The 18,893-nt window shown below is 58.0% G+C and carries 15 protein-coding genes; 8 read left to right on the top strand and 7 right to left on the bottom strand.

Going from position 1 to position 18,893, the window contains the following annotated elements:
* Window positions 1-16: 16 nt before the first annotated feature.
* On the bottom strand, window positions 17-1,267 hold the full coding sequence (locus HFP54_RS20670; RefSeq protein ID WP_146416419.1) for a cupin domain-containing protein: 1,251 nt from the start codon (window positions 1,265-1,267) through the stop codon (window positions 17-19).
* A gap of 181 nt (window positions 1,268-1,448) precedes the next feature.
* On the opposite strand from HFP54_RS20670, the gene HFP54_RS20665 reads away from it, so the two are divergent.
* The gene (locus tag HFP54_RS20665) at window positions 1,449-2,621 is read left to right on the top strand and encodes an aldose 1-epimerase family protein (protein ID WP_168566611.1); all 1,173 of its coding nucleotides are present in this window, start codon (window positions 1,449-1,451) and stop codon (window positions 2,619-2,621) included.
* 146 nt (window positions 2,622-2,767) lie between these two features.
* Here the strand turns inward: HFP54_RS20665 and HFP54_RS26250 are convergent, their stop codons facing one another.
* The 3 genes from HFP54_RS26250 to HFP54_RS20650 form a co-directional block, all read right to left on the bottom strand.
* Entirely contained in the window at window positions 2,768-3,310 is a 543-nt protein-coding gene (locus tag HFP54_RS26250; RefSeq protein ID WP_390657962.1) for a DUF3299 domain-containing protein, read from the bottom strand.
* Window positions 3,311-3,438: 128 nt separating this feature from the next.
* A complete protein-coding gene (locus tag HFP54_RS20655) occupies window positions 3,439-4,113 on the bottom strand; it encodes a DUF3299 domain-containing protein (RefSeq protein ID WP_146416416.1) in 675 nt (224 codons plus the stop codon).
* Between the two features lie 129 nt (window positions 4,114-4,242).
* Window positions 4,243-5,619 (bottom strand): hypothetical protein, encoded by a 1,377-nt coding sequence (locus HFP54_RS20650; RefSeq protein ID WP_206036318.1) that lies wholly within the window; start codon window positions 5,617-5,619, stop codon window positions 4,243-4,245.
* A gap of 253 nt (window positions 5,620-5,872) precedes the next feature.
* On the opposite strand from HFP54_RS20650, the gene HFP54_RS20645 reads away from it, so the two are divergent.
* The 4 genes from HFP54_RS20645 (at window position 5,873) to HFP54_RS20630 (ending at window position 9,492) form a co-directional block, all read left to right on the top strand.
* Window positions 5,873-6,196, top strand: coding sequence for a calmodulin-binding protein (locus HFP54_RS20645; RefSeq protein WP_146416415.1), 324 nt, complete (start codon window positions 5,873-5,875; stop codon window positions 6,194-6,196).
* A 138-nt stretch (window positions 6,197-6,334) separates the two neighbouring features.
* A complete protein-coding gene (locus HFP54_RS20640) occupies window positions 6,335-7,756 on the top strand; it encodes a helix-turn-helix domain-containing protein (RefSeq protein ID WP_168566609.1) in 1,422 nt (473 codons plus the stop codon).
* A complete protein-coding gene (locus HFP54_RS20635) occupies window positions 7,753-8,295 on the top strand; it encodes a hypothetical protein (protein WP_168566608.1) in 543 nt (180 codons plus the stop codon). The genes HFP54_RS20640 and HFP54_RS20635 overlap by 4 nt, the downstream gene beginning before the upstream one ends.
* 117 nt (window positions 8,296-8,412) lie before the next feature.
* A complete protein-coding gene (locus tag HFP54_RS20630; protein ID WP_146416412.1) occupies window positions 8,413-9,492 on the top strand; it encodes an Mrp/NBP35 family ATP-binding protein in 1,080 nt (359 codons plus the stop codon).
* Between the two features lie 193 nt (window positions 9,493-9,685).
* On the opposite strand, the gene HFP54_RS20625 is transcribed toward HFP54_RS20630, so the two are convergent.
* From HFP54_RS20625 to HFP54_RS20615, 3 genes are all read right to left on the bottom strand, one after another.
* A complete protein-coding gene (locus HFP54_RS20625) occupies window positions 9,686-9,901 on the bottom strand; it encodes a hypothetical protein (protein ID WP_146416411.1) in 216 nt (71 codons plus the stop codon).
* A gap of 491 nt (window positions 9,902-10,392) precedes the next feature.
* The gene (locus HFP54_RS20620; RefSeq protein ID WP_146416410.1) at window positions 10,393-11,199 is read right to left on the bottom strand and encodes a site-2 protease family protein; all 807 of its coding nucleotides are present in this window, start codon (window positions 11,197-11,199) and stop codon (window positions 10,393-10,395) included.
* Window positions 11,200-11,328: 129 nt separating this feature from the next.
* A complete protein-coding gene (locus tag HFP54_RS20615; protein ID WP_390657960.1) occupies window positions 11,329-13,437 on the bottom strand; it encodes a prolyl oligopeptidase family serine peptidase in 2,109 nt (702 codons plus the stop codon).
* Window positions 13,438-13,804: 367 nt separating this feature from the next.
* On the opposite strand from HFP54_RS20615, the gene HFP54_RS20610 reads away from it, so the two are divergent.
* The 3 genes from HFP54_RS20610 (at window position 13,805) to hemA (ending at window position 18,847) form a co-directional block, all read left to right on the top strand.
* Window positions 13,805-16,327 carry a ComEC/Rec2 family competence protein gene (locus HFP54_RS20610; RefSeq protein WP_168566606.1) on the top strand — a complete coding sequence of 841 codons (2,523 nt, stop codon included), beginning with the start codon at window positions 13,805-13,807 and terminating at the stop codon, window positions 16,325-16,327.
* A gap of 202 nt (window positions 16,328-16,529) precedes the next feature.
* Window positions 16,530-17,465 carry a cytochrome c biogenesis protein CcsA gene (gene ccsA / locus HFP54_RS20605; protein WP_168566605.1) on the top strand — a complete coding sequence of 312 codons (936 nt, stop codon included), beginning with the start codon at window positions 16,530-16,532 and terminating at the stop codon, window positions 17,463-17,465.
* A 113-nt stretch (window positions 17,466-17,578) separates the two neighbouring features.
* Window positions 17,579-18,847: a glutamyl-tRNA reductase gene (gene hemA / locus HFP54_RS20600; RefSeq protein ID WP_146416456.1), complete on the top strand. Its 1,269-nt coding sequence runs from the start codon at window positions 17,579-17,581 to the stop codon at window positions 18,845-18,847.
* The last annotated feature ends 46 nt before the right edge of the window (window positions 18,848-18,893 follow it).

The raw sequence follows: 18,893 nt of genomic DNA, 5'->3' as shown, positions 1-18,893 counted from the left end.
CTATCGAATTCGCGTTTCAGCTGCCGGCGGAGGGAAGGTTTTCGTGGGTGTCGGGACCAAAGTATCGCAGACCGACCAACGGTTCGCTGCCGGTGTTTTCGATTTCCACACCGGCGGTCGCCGCGGTGTGAGAGATGAAGACTTCGTCGGTCGTGTGTTCACCGAAGCGAATCATCGCGGGGGTCTGCAGATCCAAATTGCCCATCCGTCCGCGTCCTTGGACGGTGATCCAACTGCTTGCACCGGGGTCTTGCAGTTTGCACTTCGCACCTGGCTGGATGGTCAACTCTTTTGCGCTGAACAATTGACGTCCGTCGACAGTCCCATAGACGATCCACAGGTCTTCGTATCCATCGCCGCTGCGTGATTCGTCGCGAACGGGTTGCAAGAAATTGCTTTGCTTGAAATGGGTGTCGACATTCTTGTCCCAATCCAGCTGGCCGACGATGAAATCCAAGTCGCGATGTTTTTCCTCCGGCATGTCTTTGACCAACAAGTCCCAGGGGACGTAGCGGCCTTCGACGATTGATTGGTACATGCCGAACACGTCGCTGCCCCACTGCGGTTCATAGGTGCACAGTGAACCCGGTGCGTGCAAAACACCCGGCGGGATCAGCCAACCGGTACCACGCTGCAATCGATAGGCGCGACTGAGATCCAAGATGCCGTTATCGCCGTCGTCCCAACGTTCCAAACACCGACGGACGTCTTCGGGTTGCGTGCCGGGTTCCAACCCCATGAACGTGTATGCGAAGTTGTTGTCGACGTTGTTCAGTTGGGGCGGAAAGTAATAACTTTCCGGTTTGCCTTCTTGGCCGACCAGTTTGGCGTCCTCGAAGGTCTGGTGCATGTGGTGCGGGATCGGCCCCATGTTGTCGAAGAATTTCGAATACACGGGCCAACGGTCATACTTCGCAAACATGTCTTTGCCGATCAGTCGATCGCCCTGTTCGGCAACGGCGTCCCGCAGCAAAAATTGTTGGCCTTCGAACAGGCACATGCTGAGCCCTTCGTGCCAGACGCGACCATCGTTTGCCGCCTCGGTCGTGCTGCCGAACCATCGTTCATCGATCCCACCGCGTTGGGCGCCGAAGCGATAGTAGTCGTTGGGGTGCAGTTTGATCCGTCGTCCGGGATGCAGAAACGAACGTGGCACCCAGGTCGGGGTCAGCCGCAGCAATCCATCGCCTGCGTCCATGGCGCGGTCCAAGATGGCGGCCACGTTGTCGCTTGAAATCAAACCTTCGTCTAACTTGATCTGGCTCATGGTTCCGGTCTGGTATTGAATGTCGGTTGCCGATCGCTTTGGGCAGGATCCAGGGGGACGCCAAGCAGGGTTCGCGTTCGGCGGAAGGGGCGTTTGGCGCAACCCGAAACGACCGTTTTATTCACTGCCTGTTCTGGGTACAAGAACGCACACCGGTGCAGCACATTCCCGAAAGACCAAGATGACAACAGAATCCCAGCCATTGCGTTCGCTAGAAAACCGATCGGATTCCATCCGATGGGACCCGGATTCGCCGCTTTCGATGACGGTCAACACGCGTCAGGGCGACATCGTGACACGCCTGGGTCGGTTCGTCGGTGGCCGCAGCGACGGGGTCGAAATCGTTGAAATCGACACCGGTGCGGCAATTGTGCGCGTCTTGCCCAGTCGCGGAATGGGCATTTGGGAAATCGAAGTCGGTGGGACTCGTTTCGGTTGGCGATCCCCGGTCGAAGGCCCGGTTCATCCCCAACATGTTCCCGTGTTCGATCCCAGCGGGTTGGGTTGGCTGGAAGGTTTCGACGAACTGGTCGCACGTTGTGGGTTGGAAAGCAATGGCGCACCCCAACACGACGATGCGGGCCATCTGGTGTATCCGCTGCACGGCCGGATCGCCAACTTGCCGGCCGATTCGTTGTCGATCGAGTTTGACGAAGCGTCCGGACGTCTGGACTTGATCGGTGAAATGTTGGAAAGCCGTCTGTTCTTCAAGCGATTGCGCCTGCGAAGTCGTATTCGCATGCATGCCGGGTCGACACGAGTGGATCTGTTGGATGACGTGACCAACGAGCTGGATAAAGCCGCCACGGCACAGATGCTTTATCACATCAACGTCGGTCCACCCGTCTTGGGCGAAGGTGCGACGTTGGACGCCCCGACCGTTGAATTGGCCGGCAAAGATGATCTGTCTGCCGGCGAGATCGACCAATGGAATCAATTCGGTCCGCCCACGGCTGGTTATGGCGAACGGGTGTATTTCAGCCAGTTGCAAGCCGACGACAACGGGCACACCACCGCGATGCTGTGTTCGGCCGATCGCGACAAGGCGCTTGCCGTTGACTTTGCGACCAAGACCCTGCCCTACTTCGTGACCTGGAAGAACACGTCGTCGGAAAACGATGGTTACGTGACCGGTTTGGAACCGGCAACCAATTTGCCCAACACCCGCGAGTTCGAAACCGGACAAGGTCGCGTCGTCACGTTGGAACCGGGTGAATGCGTCTCATTCCGTCTGGCGCTAATCCCAATGACCGATGCCGCGAAGATCGAAAAGGTCAGCGACGCGATCGAACGGTTGCGCGAAGGCGTCGACACCACGGTGCACCGCGAACCAAAACCGGGCTGGTCCGCCTGATTTCAATGAATCAGCGAATGCACGGACGCCTGGAGGCGGTCTATCGGGCTGCTGGTTTTGATCGTCGCCATTGGCTTCGCGAAAGTTGCGTGTTGCGACGATGCTTTCGCAGCAGCCAGAGGCAACGATGAGAAAACCACAAGTCGCTAGCGGACTTCGACGCCTTCGATTTCAAACACGGCCAAGTGGCTGGCACCGTCGGGTCCGCGACCGCCGGGGTAGCGATAGGACTTGGCATCGATCTTGAATTTGCCCCGCACGGTCACCGGACGAGTGACAAAGTCGGTGGTGTTGCCATCGGTCATCTTGACCATCACACAATCAAAAAGCGCCGCGCCGGGTCCGAAGCAACATTCTTGGTTGTCACGTACCAAAACGAACTGATCGATGTTGGTCATCCGGAACAGTGTGCTGGGCAAGATATAGCCGCGCAGTTCGACGCTTCGTCCGTTCAGAAATTTGACACGATCGGTCAATTGTTTTTCGTCAAAGGTTTCACCTTTTTCGATATCAAACTTCAAGTCGTCGAAGTTGATATCGCCTTTGGCCAACCGCGCCTGACTGCTCTTGCGATCTTCCGCCAGCTCGCGTCCCTCATCGTCCACCTGGGCACCGCGAATGGCCGCGCGTGAGGGGCGGGATTGGTCCTCGGCGCTCACCGTCGCGGCAGCCCACAATCCGGCCGTCAGGGTCAAACAAGCGGCCAGCAGGTTCCAGCGAATGCCCGCGGCTTGGCGTGCCAGGGACGCGATCGAGGTCGGGACAATGTTCGGCTGCACAACAAAAACCTGGGATCGCGGTGTACGGATGACGAGGTTCAGCGGATTTGGTCGACCTTCATTCGATACAACACTTGGTTGTCAAAGTCGGCGATTTCACGCGGCGTTCGGTTCAACTGGAACTCGCCGGCCAGTTTCTGTTTCAGGAAACCGGCACGAACGGTCTGCCCGCCCTTGAGCGTCACTTCAATCATGTCGCTGCTGACCGGTTGTCCGCCGAAACAGCAAGTGCCCAAGTCGGGAACCAGGATGAATTGACGAAGCATTCCGCTGCCGGAGGACGGGTGGATGTAACCCTTCAAAAAAACCTTCTCCCCGTCAATCTCAAAAGCTTTATCGGCCGGCATGTCCGATTCGCTTTCGGGTTGCTGCAGCTCGTAAAAATGGACTCGCGTATAACCGTCGGGCACCTCGGTCATGTACCAATACGCGTGCAGCGATCCCACGCCCGCAAGCATCAGTCCGTTGACCGCCAGCCCGATCATCGCCAGCAATTTGCCGCTGTATTCGTCGGGATAACGGCCGATCATCCGCAGCGCCAGCACCGACGCGGCCAGGCCCAATGCCGCCATTCCCAGCACAGGCCACCACAAGATGCCGACCAACGCCAAGAAGGCAAACACGATCGACATGATCGCCCAAGGACTGATCGCGCGATAGGGAAATTCAACCGAATCATCGGTCGCGGACAGTTGTGCAGCATCAACAGACATGGCAGCAGTCATGATCGAAAATTTAAACCGTCACGATCGAACACAGAAACAAAAATCCGGAATCCGACCGTCCAACGCGATCTTTAGGGCCGTTCCCCCGACCTGCGTCGTGCCGACGCCAAGGGAAATTCAGCGGGCTCCGCCGGTCAAAAGCAGGTACTGGCCGATCACGATCGAACCCAGATTCACCGCCATTACGCCGGCGATGCGACAAAGGTTCGCCCACGGGGCGGCGGCCGCCTCGGCCGTCTGCACCTTCAGCGCCGGCCGGTCGGTTTGTTCAAATCGCCAGGATGACGTGGCGGCGGGTTCCGCATTCTCGGATTCGGATCCCGAATCCTGATCACTAGAATCTTCGGGCTGAGGCTTGGGAATCGAAAAGAACATGTTGGCCCGGCGGACCGCTTCGGGGTCGACTTTGGACAATTCGTCCAGTGCTTCGCGCGCCTCGGGCTTGGGACAGGCTTTCAGGTAATTGACGACCGGGACGCGGACAAAGCTGGTTTCTTCATCGGCTTCCAAAAACAACTGTTTCATGCGATCGATTTGCGACCAATCTTCCCATCGTGCCAAGTCGGGAATGACCAAATCGGCCAAGTCCGGACGCTGCAGAATCAGGTGCAAGGATTCAATCAATGCACTGCGGGCGATCACATCGCCTTCGGTCCCGTGGAATCGGATGGCCATGATGGCCGCGTAGGTGTCGCCGTAGCCGCATTGCCTGTTGGCCAAGAATTTCTCGTTGATCAGCGGCAATCCCTTTTCGCCGGCCAGTGTCAGATAACAGGCGATCAAGGCGTCCAGGCCGTTCCGGACACTTTTTTGTTCGCTGCGCAACATGCGTTCCAGCATCGGCAGGTCGTCTTCGCTGCCGCAGACGCCCAGCATGGTCAGGTACAAGCGTTTTCGATCCGCCGACAGTTCCGGATCTTCGATCCACTGGATCAGTTGGGCGTGGTCCATGTCGTCCTTGATTTCGCGGACCGCTTCATAGGGGGTGATGGCGAATTCGTCGTAGGCGTCGCGTGACAGCATCGAATCTTCATCCTGCAAATAATCGATGAAGAACCGAAGCCGTGATGCGGCATCCTCGGCATCCAATTCGCTGACTCGGATGACGTATTTTTCGACGCGTTCGTTCACCGGCAGACTGGACCACTGCAGATCCGGTGGCTGGGCACCCTGAACCAAGAACCGACGGGACTTTTGAATCTCGCCAAAGTAGATCGCGGTGATGACATCGCCGACTTCCGCATGCTGGTCGCCCTTCAGGATCGTTTCGATACGCATCCGGACACCGCCGGTTTCGCTGTCACGCGTCGTTTCGGTGTCGACCACGGTCGCGATGGCCACGACGTCCATGGCCTGCATTTCCTGGCGAAGCGTTTGCGAAATCGCGTTGCAAAAGGGGCAGCCCAGTGCCACCGATGTCCCGCCCCAGGGGGTCAGGGTCGCGAAACAGGCCAACAGCGAAGCGACGATGGCGAGCGGGGTTCGGCGGAACATGACAGCCTTTTTCGGTGAAACGTCATTCAAAAGCATGGGGACATCGTTGCAGCGGAATCCAGCGTCTCCGGCGGGATCGCTCGCGCGTTGTGGTTCATCATACGTAGGGCGGCCCCGCGCTGAGAAGGCAAAAGCGTTCCCCGAATCGACTCAACCCGCCATGACGGACGTGCCGATAGAACGGGTGCGTCGGATTGCAGGGGATATCCCATTTGCCGGCTGCGCCATGTCGTTCGTAGGGGGAAATCACAGGATGATCCGTCAGATTTTCATTGCCGCCGTTTTAGCGGCCGCGGCTTTTGCCACCATTCAACCGGCCTCGGCCGAACCTCGTGCCTATGGTCAGGCATGGGGTGGCGGCGCCAGACCGCATGACTGGAACCGCTTTTATCACTATCCGTACGTCTATTACCCGCAGAACTTCTACGGGCAAGACTACTACAAAAGCAGCGACAGCTTGTACCATCGTTATCCGTCCGAAATGCGGATTCCGGTGTACAACAAACGCTGGCACAACTTTTATCCCAGCAACCGCCGGTTCCACAGCGGACATCACTTCATCCTGGACACGTTCTAGGCCGACGGCGGCGGGTTTCGACGTGTAAGACGCAGATCCCGCGGCCAGACGCGGCGAACGGTCCGGCGTTGATGCATCCCTTTGCAGGGACAAGTCCGTACCTTTCGTCCGTCGATCCCGCTTTCGGGGGCTTAGCCGTTGCCAAACGTTACGCAACTGCGTTCGTTCGCCAAGCTGTTGACCCAGCACGGCTTGGCAATGTGGGTCCTGGATGAAGATGACCGGATCGCCCTGGCGACCGACGCCGTCGGCGATCGATTGCGCTGTGACAGCGACGAATTGATCGGCGTGCGTGTCACATCCGCCGGCGACGATGATGCCCTGTCGCGCTGTGCGGCTCATCTGACACCGCCCCCGGGTCGTGGGGTTACCGGCTTGTTGGTCGTGCCGTGGTCCGGCCCCGAATGTCCGAACGCGGCACCGGGTCTGGTCGAATGTGCGGCCTTTCTTTCTTGGCCGACCGCCCCCGGGCGATCACTGACAATCGGTTGGATCGGGCCTTCGGATCGCTTTCCGCTGTATCCATCCCAGACAAACGATCCTTCTTGGCAAGCGTCCATCGAACTGCAACGCCATCTGCGGATCTGGATGGATGAAGATCGACGGATCCACGACCCGATCATCGCCGGCGACAGTGATGCGATTCGACGCACGCGTCGCCAGTTGGAAATCGCCGGACGCATTCGCGATGACACACTGATCACCGCGCCGGGGGGTTTTCCAAGCGAACGCTTGGCCCAACGGTTGCATCAGCTTTCCACGCCCGTCGATTCGGACGACGCGAACCAACCGGCGATCGAACCGACCGAAACGATCGACGGTGCGCTGATGGATTTGGAATTGTTGGAGGCGGTCGCCGCACCGTTGATCAGCCACCTGACCGGGGACGGCCGACCGACCGCCACCGTCGTGCTTCGAGGTTTGGAGGAAACACCGCCGGACGTGCAACAGCGGGTGGATCAGTGGAAGGATCTGTTCGGACAACGTTTGCGATTGATCGCGATTCTGGATCGACGCCACAAAGGATCTGCCGACGTCATTGAGCCTTTGATGCGGCGGTTGTGCGGATTGATGATCGACGTTCCCTTTTTGGCCGATCGGCCCGATGACGTCCCGACGGTTGCAGCAGCTTTGCTGGAAAGCCGACGAAGTGGCGGCAACGTCATTGCCGAACGCTTCAACCGCGACGGTCAAGATGCGTTGGTCCGCTATCCCTGGCCCGGCGACATTGGCGAACTGGACGATGCGGTTCGTTTTGCTGCGGGCATGGGTTCACAGGCCGTGCTGACCCGCGAACACTTGCCATTGGCGGTGCGTTCCTATCGTCCACCTTCGGCCGAAGCCGATGCGATGGGTGACATCGACTTGGACGCGACCCTTCATCAAATCGAACGGCGGTTGATCGAAGAAGCGGTTGCGGCGGCCGACGGAAACCGCAGTGAAGCTGCCAGGCGTTTGGGAATCAGCCGTGCGCGTTTGCTGCGCCGTTTGGAAAGTCAGCCGGACGGTGACACCGGCACAACCAAGGACGACAGCACACCTTCGATCTCCAACGAATGATGCCTTCGCAATCTTCCGCCGATGATTGGATGCGACCGTGGCGTCGCCGACGACCGGATCGAATCGTCGTGGTGACCGACGAAGAATCCTGGTTGCTGAATGTTCGCTTTGTCATCGATCGTATGAATTCCGTTCGGGATACATCCACGTCGACGTCCCCGAATATGAACCCAACCCCGCCCGTCCGTGTCGACCGGGCGGTTGCACCGCCGATCCGCGACAACGGACCGGGGGCAAACGCGCCGGGGATCCTGGCAGACGACTTTCGACGATGGCTGGATGACCTTGCCGTGGATCGCCCCGACATTCTGATCTGGCATGACAGGATTGCCACGCCGCTGGTTATTGCCGCGCACCTGCGAAGCGCCCGTGACGTCGCGCGACGACAGTGGGTGGTGGGCGAAGGTTTGTCCGATCGCGACCGATTACTGATGCACAGCCAAGGCGCCGAAGGCACCGCGGCGACCGCAGCGGAACTGTGGCGAATGCGACATCGATTGACCGCGGGATTGGCGATCTTCGACGGATGCTTAGACTGACATTGTTCACGTCGGTGGTTTTGACGAACCACCGGTGGTCAATGTTTCGGCGGCGCGACGGATACTTGCGTATGCCCTTTCGACTGTCCCGGTCCCTTCTGCCACGGTCACAACCCCATGTCTGAAATCACGCTTACGGCCGTCCAAGCCATCTTGGATCAAACGCTTGACCCCGAAACCGGTCGCGCGATGGGACCGATGGGTCAGATCCAAGACGTTCAGGTGGACGACAACAAGATCAGCTACAGCGTGGGCATCACGTCGTGCATGTGGGCGATCGGTGACGAAGTGCGCGACGGCATCAACGACCGATTGACGGCCGCGTTTCCCGGCGCCGCAATCAACGCAACAATCGTTCCGCATGAACGCCCACCGGCGCGAATCGGTCAATTGGGACTGCGTGTCAAGAAGGTCGTGTTGGTCGGCAGTGGCAAAGGCGGTGTGGGGAAAAGTACCGTCGCCGCATCTTTGGCGGTCATGCTGAATCAAATGGGCAGTCGTGTCGGATTGATGGATGCGGATGTCTATGGCCCCAGCGTGCCTCACCTGTTGGGGCTGGAAGGACGTCCGGAGGTCGACGCGGACAAGAAGATCCGACCGATCGAATTGCGTGAAGGATTTCCCGTCATGTCGATGGGCTTCTTGGTGGAACCCGACCAAGCGGTGATCTGGCGTGGGCCGATGTTGCACGGCAGCATCCAACAGTTTTTGCGTGACACCCAATGGGGCGAACTGGATTACCTGATCATCGACATGCCACCGGGTACCGGTGATATCGCCCTGACGTTGTCACAGTCGGTCCCGATCAGCGGCGCGGTCGTCGTTTGCACGCCGCAAGAAGTCGCTTTGTTGGATGCGGTCAAAGCGATCAACATGTTTCGCAAGGTCAACATTCCGGTTGCCGGCATGGTCGAAAACATGAGCGGCTTTCTGTGCCCGGATAACGGCAAGACCTACGACATTTTCGGCCGTGGTGGTGCACGTGACAAAGCTGCTCAGATGGACGTGCCGTTCTTGGGCGGCTTGCCGATCGACATTCGCTTGCGCGAAGCCGGCGACGAAGGCCGTTTGCATGAAGTGATTGCCGATCAGCCTGATGCGGCGGCACCGATTGAACAGGCGGCGCGTGCGTTGGTGCGGCATTTGGCATCCAAAGCGGCGTCGGAGGGCGTATCGACCAGCCTTCCGACCTTGTAGAAGACACCACGGGGGCGATTCGTGGCGGCATTGGGGCCGTCGCTGCACTGCATTTGCAGCATCCGGGCACGTTTGCAGCATCCGGGCACGCGGAGCGCAAGAAAAAAGCCGCATCGGAAATGCCGACGCGGCGATGTGGATTCTGTCTTGCCGATCGAGCTGAAAATCAGCAAACGATCGAATCAAAAAGGCACTAGCGGCGCTTCTTGGCGGCCTTCTTCTTGGTCGCGCGCTTCTTAGCGGTCTTTTTCTTGGCTGCCTTTTTCTTTGTTGCGCGCTTCTTAGCGGCCTTCTTCTTGGCTGCCTTTTTCTTCGTTGCGCGTTTCTTGGCTACCTTCTTCTTGACGGCTGCCTTCTTCGTTGCACGTTTCTTAACGGCACGTTTCTTCGCTGCTTTCTTTTTGGCCACGTTCTTCCTCCGCGAGAAAGGAACTGCCAGTGAGTCATTGTGACTTGCAAAACTTTCGTTTCAGAAGTCACCGGCCACGGCTCACTGAACATGAATCGTGGTTGATCCAACGCATCACGACATCCACGTCGTACCGATCCATCGACTCAACCGTAAAAAACTGCGCGTAACTGTACGCAGTTCAGCAGATTTCGCAACATCTTTTCAACAAAAAAGTGGTTGCGAAGAAAACTTTTTTTGCTACGCGAAGACGTTCAAACAGCGTGTTTGATGCTGCAACATGCTCTGTTTCAAGCATGGCTTTGGTCGATCAATTGACACGCGACATGCAATGTGTTTTGCACACGAATCGATGGTTCGTTTACCACGCATGCGTCAACTTTGACCTTCAACGGACCTTGAACGATCAACTTGTCGCGTACCGTCGCAACGTTTCATCATTCGACCGTACAAACGGACGCATCGCTAAGCCGCGTCAACGCCAGACAGCGTTAAAAACGACCGCCGTACTGCTGCAGCATCTGGTAGTTGCCCATGGCCAGCGAAGCGAACAACAGCGTGATGAAAATCTCGCCGCTTTGCAGACCCCAAACTGCCATCAAAACGGCCACCACCAGACTTAACCACAGCGACTGTTCGATCTGGCCGCCGGCCAACTGAATGATCGCACGCGCGACGCGTCCACCGTCCAACGGATAGACGGGCAAAAGGTTGAAAAGGGCCCACAAAACACTGGGCAAAATGTAGAACAACGCGATCGCAAACATCCCCACCGTGGCCAGCGGTTGGCCCTCTTGAAGCCATTCGATTCGGTTGAAACCGGGAATGATTCCGAAGGCCGCAACGCCATAGCCGGCCGCCTTTAAACCGACCGCCAAAACCATCGCCGACGCGATCTGCAGCAAGGGTCCTGATGCGGCGATGAACAGGTCCTGGGACGGCGAAAGTCGAGTCACCGGAGCGAATTCGAAACCGCCACCGGTGGTTCGGCCGCTACGTGGAATCGCTAAACCACCGAAGTGATACAAAACGATCGATGATTCAATGCCCAGCGTCCGAAACGCCAACGCATGGCCCAGTTCATGGATGATGATCGAAACCAACAAACACGCCGCCCACAACAACAACAGCGGAAACCGCCCCGGGCTGGAATCTTGGAACAACTGGTCGACCATGTCGGCCAAACCGTAACCAAACACGACCGCTCCGATCCAAAACGTCCACGCCACGCGGATCGGAAATCCGAACAGCTGGAATCGCAAGTCGTAGGGGGATTCGGCAGGTTGTTGCAGCAGCATTGTCGGTGTGATTCCCAAAGACGTCGGCGTCGCTGCCGACAGAAGACTTTTTCGCGGATGTTGTAGTGCATCAGCGGATTCGCGGGGTCGCGCGTTCTCCGGCGCGACGGTCGTCGCTGTTTCCGGCCGCTAGCGTTCGTTTCCACCGGTCGCGGCGTCCAAGAACGACCACAAGTCGGCGTATTCTTCGATTCGCTTGCTGACCGGCGTCCCCGCACCGTGACCGGCACGGGTTTCGATACGGATCAGTGTCGGATGTTCGCAACCCTGGGCCGCTTGAAGTGCCGCGGCGAACTTGAAACTGTGCCCCGGAACAACGCGATCATCACGATCGGCCGTCGTGATTAGTGTCGCCGGATAACAAACGCCGGGTTTCAGGTTGTGCAGCGGAGAATACGACAACAGGTTGTCGATCTGGTCTTCTTCATCACTGCTACCGTATTCGGTCGCCCACGCCCATCCGATGGTGAATTTGTGGTATCGCAGCATGTCCATCACGCCGACCGCCGGCAAACAAGCCGCGAACAGATCGGGACGTTGCGTCATGACCGCACCGACCAACAATCCGCCGTTGCTGCCGCCTCGGATCCCCAGCTTCGACGAACGGGTGTAACCCTGATCGATCAAGTATTCGGCTGACGCGATGAAATCATCGAACACGTTCTGCTTCTTCAGTCGCATGCCGTCTTCGTGCCATTGGCGTCCATATTCTCCACCACCACGCAAGTTGGCCACGGCGTAAATGCCGCCCGCATCCAGCCACGCGGCGATGGCCGGTGAATACGATGGCGTCAGTGAAATGTTGAAGCCGCCGTAACCGTACAACAATGTTTGGTTTTCACCATCAAGCTGACTGTTGCGATGCCGTGTGATGATCATCGGCACTTGGGTGCCATCGCGACTGGTCACAAAGACTTGTTCGGTCAAGTAATCCTGCACCGCGAAATCGACATCGGGCGATCGCCAAAGTTCGGTTTGCCCGGTGGTCAAATCCAACCGATAGATCGAACTGGGCGTCACGTAATTGGTGAAGCTGAAAAACGTTTCGGTCGCATCCTGTTGCCCCGACAGCCCGACAACGCTGCCCACGCCGGGCAATTCCAGGTCGTCCATGGCCGTGCCGTCGATGGTGTAACGCGCCACTCGCGATCGAGCGTCCTGCAGATAGTCCGCATAGAACGTTTCGCCGAACAGTTGGACGCCTTGAAGAACGTCACGCGGATGTTGGGCGATGACTTCACGCCACTGTTCCCGTTGCGGGTCGTTGGCGTCAACGGCGATCAAACGTCGTCGCGGTGCCTGATCGTCGGTCAAGAAGTAAAGCGTATCGTCGACCGATGCGACGAATTCAAAATCCGCTTCGAAACCACCAATCAGTAATTCCAATTCGTCGCCTTCACCACGAAGCGGGTCATCCCCGTTCAACCGACGAATGAAGATTTGAGTTTTCGGTTCAGTCCCTTTCCAGTTTTGCACGACTAGAAAACGTCCGTCGTCGGTGACTTCGGGTGAAAAGCCCCATTGCGGATGATCCGGGCGTGCATAGACCAGCAGGTCGTCCGCTTGGTCGGTGCCCAGCCGATGAAAGAACAGTTTTTGGTTCTCGTTGGTGCCCGTCAGTTCTTCGCCATCGCCCGGTTCGTCGTAGCGGGCATAAAAGAACCCGCTGGCATCGGACAACCATGCAATGCCGCTGAACTTGACCCACCGAACAAGGTCGTCGGTGTCTTCGCCGGTGGCCACCGTTCGAACCTTGACGGTTCGCCAATCACTGCCGCCGTCGGCCAGCGTATAGGCGACCAACCGGCCGTCTTTGCTGGGAACCCAAGACGATAGCGCCACGGTCCCATCGTCAGAAAGTTGGTTGGGATCGATCAACACACGACGCGGCGAATCCGGTCCCTGGGCAACGTACAGAATGCTTTGATCCTGGAGACCGTCGTTGTGACTAAAGAAATACTGTTGCGGTTTTGCCGCATCAGATTCGCTGTTGTTGGCAACCGGATGGGGCAATCCGAAACGCTCGTAATTCCACAGACGTTCCAACGAATCACGAAACTTGGACCGGGACGGCAATTCGGAAAGGTAACTTTGGGTTAATTGGTTTTGAGCCTGCACCCATGCGGCGGTTTCATCACTTTCGACATCTTCGAGCCATCGGTAAGGATCGGCCACTTGGCGACCGTGATAATTATCGACGACGTCGACCGTTTTGGTTTCCGGGTATTCCAAGGTCATGTTGCTTTGTGCAGAAGCAGACGATTGTGGAAGATGTTTCGAAGCAGGCTGCGCGTTCAAAATGGCCGACGGGATCAAGGCCACGCCGACGATCCGCAGGAAAGTGAATTTCATGATGCGACTGTGCTTGAAGGAGAATGGTGCATGGGGCAAAGCGGCCGATGTTCCACCACGATAGACTATGTTTTGGCCGATCGGGGTGGGAATGGATAGACGTCGCCAAACACATCACAGTTCAAATGATCTCGTCAAGGATTCCGGCGTTGACGGGTCGGTGCGGACGACGGCTTCGCGGATGGTGTGGACGATCGGGCGATCTGTGACGCAACGGGGTTCACGCTGGCTGCACCGTCAACCAATGGTGATATTGGCGGTACTGGCATGCGTGGGAATTCTGCTGGATCGGTTCGTCGGCACCCGTTGGGGCGTGATGAGCCTGTGGGTGATCGGATCGGCGGTCTGGACGCTTTGGGGTCCGGTGCGGGGGCGGACGTTTGCCGCGATGCTGGTGGTGGTCCCATGTTTCGCGATGCGACACCACCTGGAAACGACGCGTTACGACGCGGCGGAATTACGACAACACATCGGTGAATTTTCGCGGCCCGCCATTGTTCAAGCCGTCGTGGACCGACCACCGACGTTTCGTCGTCACCCGCTGGCCGACCAACGACGGCTTCGCAATCAACCGACGATGCAAACGCGATTCGAAGTGACCGTGTCGGCCATTCGCATCGGCAAAGCATTTCGAAGCACCGGGGGCCGTGCGATGGTCACCGTCGACCAGCCGTTGTCCGATTTGCGGTGTGGCGATGCGGTCACACTGCTGGGTGAGTTGAGCCGTTTTCAGCCGGCTAGCAATCCAGGACAGCCTGACTTGCAACGCGTTTATCGGCAACGACGACTGCATGGTCGAATCCACGTGGATGACGCGGCCGGTGTCATCACATCCGCGGCCGATGACCAACCGGCCTGGTGGGCGGCGTCGGGGAATTGGATCGGACGCTTTGCGGGCGAACTATCGCGATTGGGCCGTCAATCCATTTTGCGTCACACCGATGTCAGCAGCGGTCCGCTGGCGATGGCGCTGATCTTGGGACAACGCGACAATGTGAATCCGCTGACCCGTGATCAGTTGTTGGTGACCGGTACCGTGCATTTGTTGTCGGTCAGCGGTTTGCACCTGGCGATCGTCGTGGTGATGGCCGGATGGTTGGCGACATTTGTCGGCGTCCGCGTCCATGGTCGCGTCGTGCTGATTCTGTTGACGTGTTTGGTCTATACCGCGGTGACCGGTGGTCGGCCGCCGGTGGTTCGGGCATCGATCTTGGTGGCGGTTTACGCACTGTCACTGTGGGTCCGGCGACCCGCCGTATCGATCAACTCGTTGGGGTTGGCCGCCTTGTTGTTGTTGTTGTGGAATCCCACGTTGATCGAAAGCATCGGCGTTCAACTGTCGTTCATTGCGGTTTCCACGTTGATCATTTGCGGGTCCACCGATCCGTTGCAAAGCGAAGCGGTCCGCCAAGAACTATCGCGAGAAGAACAGCTGGATCGATTGATCGAAAAATCCAGCCCGCCGATCGCCTATCACGCCAGACGAATCTGGACAGGTGTCCGCAACGCGTTTTCCTACAGTGCCGCGGTGACCTTGGTCAGCGCACCATTGGTGTGGCACCAGTTTCATGTCATTTCACCCATCAGTGTCTTGGCCAATGTGTTGTTGGGTCCGTGGATGTTCATCGCCCTTGCATCGGGTCTGGTGACGATCGCGCTGGACCAGTTGTGGATGCCTCTGGGTCTTCCCAGCGGTTGGATTTGTCACCAAACCATTTTGGTCATGCGCTGGATCGTCCAGCGGGCGGCGGAAATACCCGGTGGCCATTTTTGGTTGCCTTCGCCGCCGACCTGGTGCGTCGTTGGGTTCTACGTCGTCTTGATCGTGGCCTTACTGTCACGTGGCATCGGTCGATCGACCAATCCGATTCCGCCGGCACTCGAAAATCCACGGCGGCGGAGTCTCATGGTGGCAATATCGGCATGGGGGTTATGGGTTGTGATGGCTTGGTGGTTGTCCACGACGCCGGTTCCCATGAACAACGCCACGACGGAATCGATCTTCGTCGACGTCGGCCATGGAACGGCGGTGGTGATGCGTTTCGACCAGGATGATGTCTGGTTGTATGACTGTGGGCACTTGGGCAACGACCTTGGCGAAAGCCATGACATTGACGGCGTGTTGTGGTCACTGGGCACCACGCACCTGTCGGGCATCGTGTTGTCGCACGCCGACTCGGATCACTTCAACGCGTTACCGTCGCTGTTGAATCGGTTTGACGTGGATCAAATCATCACGCCGCCCGGCATGATGGATGAACCGGACGAACCCGCGCTGATTCCGATCCGAAACGCCATCCGGCGGCACCGTGTTCCGGTGAAGACGTGGTCGGTGGGTGATCATCACCAACGCGATCGTGCGGATCTGGTCACGTTGCATCCGCCGAAAACTCGTCTGGCCGGGTCGGACAACGCGAACAGTTTGGTGTTGCAGATCAATGCCGGATCGACGTGGATGATTTTGCCCGGTGATTTGGAACCGCCTGGTACGATGACTCTGGTCAACGGCCCACGTCCGTCGCCCGGCGGCGTGATGATGGCACCCCACCACGGCAGCCTGGCAGCCGATTCAGACATGGTGCTTCGCTGGGCCAGACCTTCGAAGGTCGTCGTCAGTGGTGGCCGACGCGCACTGCATCCGGACGTAGAAATCGCGATGCAATTGACCGGTTCGGATGTGGCGATCACGCGTCGCGACGGCGCCGTCCGCGTCCGTTTGTTTTCCCAGGGGCCCGACCAGATTCAGATTCGGCGTTGGAACCAGAACCCGTGGTGATCACGACCGATCAACGCCGGCGCATTGTTTTGTGATTCGTCTGCCGCGTACGTTTGGCGGCCGACCGAGTGTATCGGGCAAGGATCCTTTCGGGGCGCATCGAATCGGGACGGGCCACCCTAGTGAGGCAGGCGAATCGAAGTCGATCGATTAGACTTGGCGGTAACACCCCCCGGCACCCCCAAGTTGCTGTTCAGTTTCCATGTTGGATTTTCTCAGCGAGATTTCCGTGATCTGCTTTGCCAGCTGTTATCTGCTGGCTTTGCTGCTGGAATTGTCGCGATTGATCGGGCGGTATCCCGGTCGCGGTATCGCCGTTCTGGCGCTAACCATCATCGGGCTGTTGACGCAGTTGGCGTATCTGACGTTGCGGGCGACCGGATCGGACGGCGGCGATGAATTGTCACGCTTGGCAACCTGGATGGACTGGTCTTTGCTGACGTCGTTCGGATTGGCGGTCTGCTTTTTGGTGATGTATCTGCGTCGTCCCGATACGGTGATCAGCTTCTTCTTCTTGCCGGCGATCTTGTTGTTGATCGGGTTGGCGGCGATGCTGCGAAACCAGCCTCCGTTCACCCGCAGCGAAGCGTTTGAAATCTGGCGGACGGTCCATGCGATTGGGATGGCTGCCGGATCGGCGGCGGTGACCGTTGGGTTTTTAAGCGGTTTGATGTACCTGTTCCAGTCGCGACGTTTGAAACAGAAACGTGCCGGTTCGACGATTCGCTTGCCCGATTTAGAAACACTTCAGCGTCTGAGTCGCGGTTGTTTGCTGACCAGTTTGCTGTCCGTCGGCGTGGGCGTGCTTGCCGGCGTTGTGATGAACTTGAATCGATGGGGCCAAGTCGGCTGGACCGACGGCGGCGTTCTGTTCAGCGGTGCGTTGTTTCTGTGGCTGTTGATCGCCAGCATCGTGGAGATGTTGTATGCCCCGGCACGACGCGGCCATAAGGTGGCCTATCTGACGTTGGCCAGTTTCGGCTTTTTGGTTTTGGCGATGTTCGGCGTGTTGGGATCACCCCACGGTGAACCAGCGGTCGAACCCGGGCCGCCCGCTGTGGGAATCCACACGACGACACCAATCGATTCGATCGTCGTGGGCAAATTCTTGGATCAGCCGGAGGTCTTCCTGCGGTGACAAAATCCGACACGCCAAAATCCGCTGCGACATCGGAAGATTCGACAACGGACAATCCGACACCCGACAATCCAGTCGCACAGCCGGCCAATGGTTCGGCCGGGGCACTGCAAATGATCGGCTGCAGCCACCACGATGCATCGGTGGAATTTCGTGAAAAGGTCAGCGTTCCCGCCGATCAAATCGATGCGTTTCTGGGTGCGTTTCGGAACCGATTCCCCAAGGGCGAATTGGTTCTGTTAAGCACCTGTAATCGTGTGGAGCTGTATGCCGCGTCCCCCGACCCGTCGACGTTGGACCGACGAGCCTTCGCCGATTTCGTCGCCAACCAACAGCGTTTGAATGCCGACGATGTGTTGCATCAGATGATTCATCGCAGTGGTCCCGAAGCGGTCGAGCACCTGTTCACGGTGGCGGCCAGCCTGGACAGCATGGTGCTGGGCGAAGCGCAAATTTTGTCCCAGGTGAAACAGGCCTATCAACAAGCCAACATGTTCGGTTCAACCGGACCGCTGACACATGCCGTCTTTCAAGCCGCCAATCGCGCGGCCAAACGTGTCCAGCAAGAAACCACGATTCACCGACGACGTGTCAGTGTGCCCAGTGTCGCGGTGGGCGAAGTCGTTCCCGAGGTCTTTGATTCCTTGGCCGACAAGCGTGTGGTGCTGTGCGGCGCCGGCGAGATGGCGGGGGAAACATTGCGCTACCTGAAAGACGCCGGTGCCCGCGACATTTGCGTGCTGAACCGCAACCGTCCACGTGCGATCGAATTGGCAGATCAATTTCAATGCGAAAGTGATGACTGGGAACAGTTGAATCAGCGTTTGGTCGGCGCCGATTTGTTGATCGGCACCACATCGGCCGCTGAACCGATCGTCAGTGCGGCGACCTTTGCCCAGATCCATCCGCGGCGCCGAGGCAAAGTCTTATTGATTTTGGACCTAGCGGTACCCCGCGATTTCGATCCGGGGATCGACGATTATTCCGGAGTGTATCTGTATCAGATCGATGACTTGGAAGCGGCCTGCACGCGAAACCGACGTGAACGCGAAAAGGAATGGCCCAAAGCGAAGAAGATCATCGCGGAAGAAACCGAACGTTTCTTTCACGATTTGAATCATCGTGCCACCGGTCCGGTGATCCGGCGTTTGCGGAACCAAGCGTTGGAGATCAAAGACGACGAATTGGTCCGTCTGAACAACAAGCTTCGCGAAATGGGAATCGAAGAAGCCGCGATCAAGGAGATCGACAAGTCCTTTGATCGTGTGGTCAACAAACTGTTGCACCCGCCCCTGGCATCGCTTCGAGACGATGCCGCCGAAGGCCACAGCCGCGGGTTGTTAGAAGCGCTGCGGCACTTGTTCAATCTGGGCGACGATTGATTCGGCTGCGCGTGGTTGATTCGGCTGCGTGTCGCGATCGTTCATC

It is taken from the genome of Crateriforma spongiae, from assembly GCF_012290005.1.
GTDB classification, from domain to species: Bacteria; Planctomycetota; Planctomycetia; order Pirellulales; family Pirellulaceae; genus Crateriforma; species Crateriforma spongiae.
The sequence above is the reverse complement of the archived record's forward strand: the minus strand, read 5'-3'. Positions and strand labels throughout refer to the sequence as shown.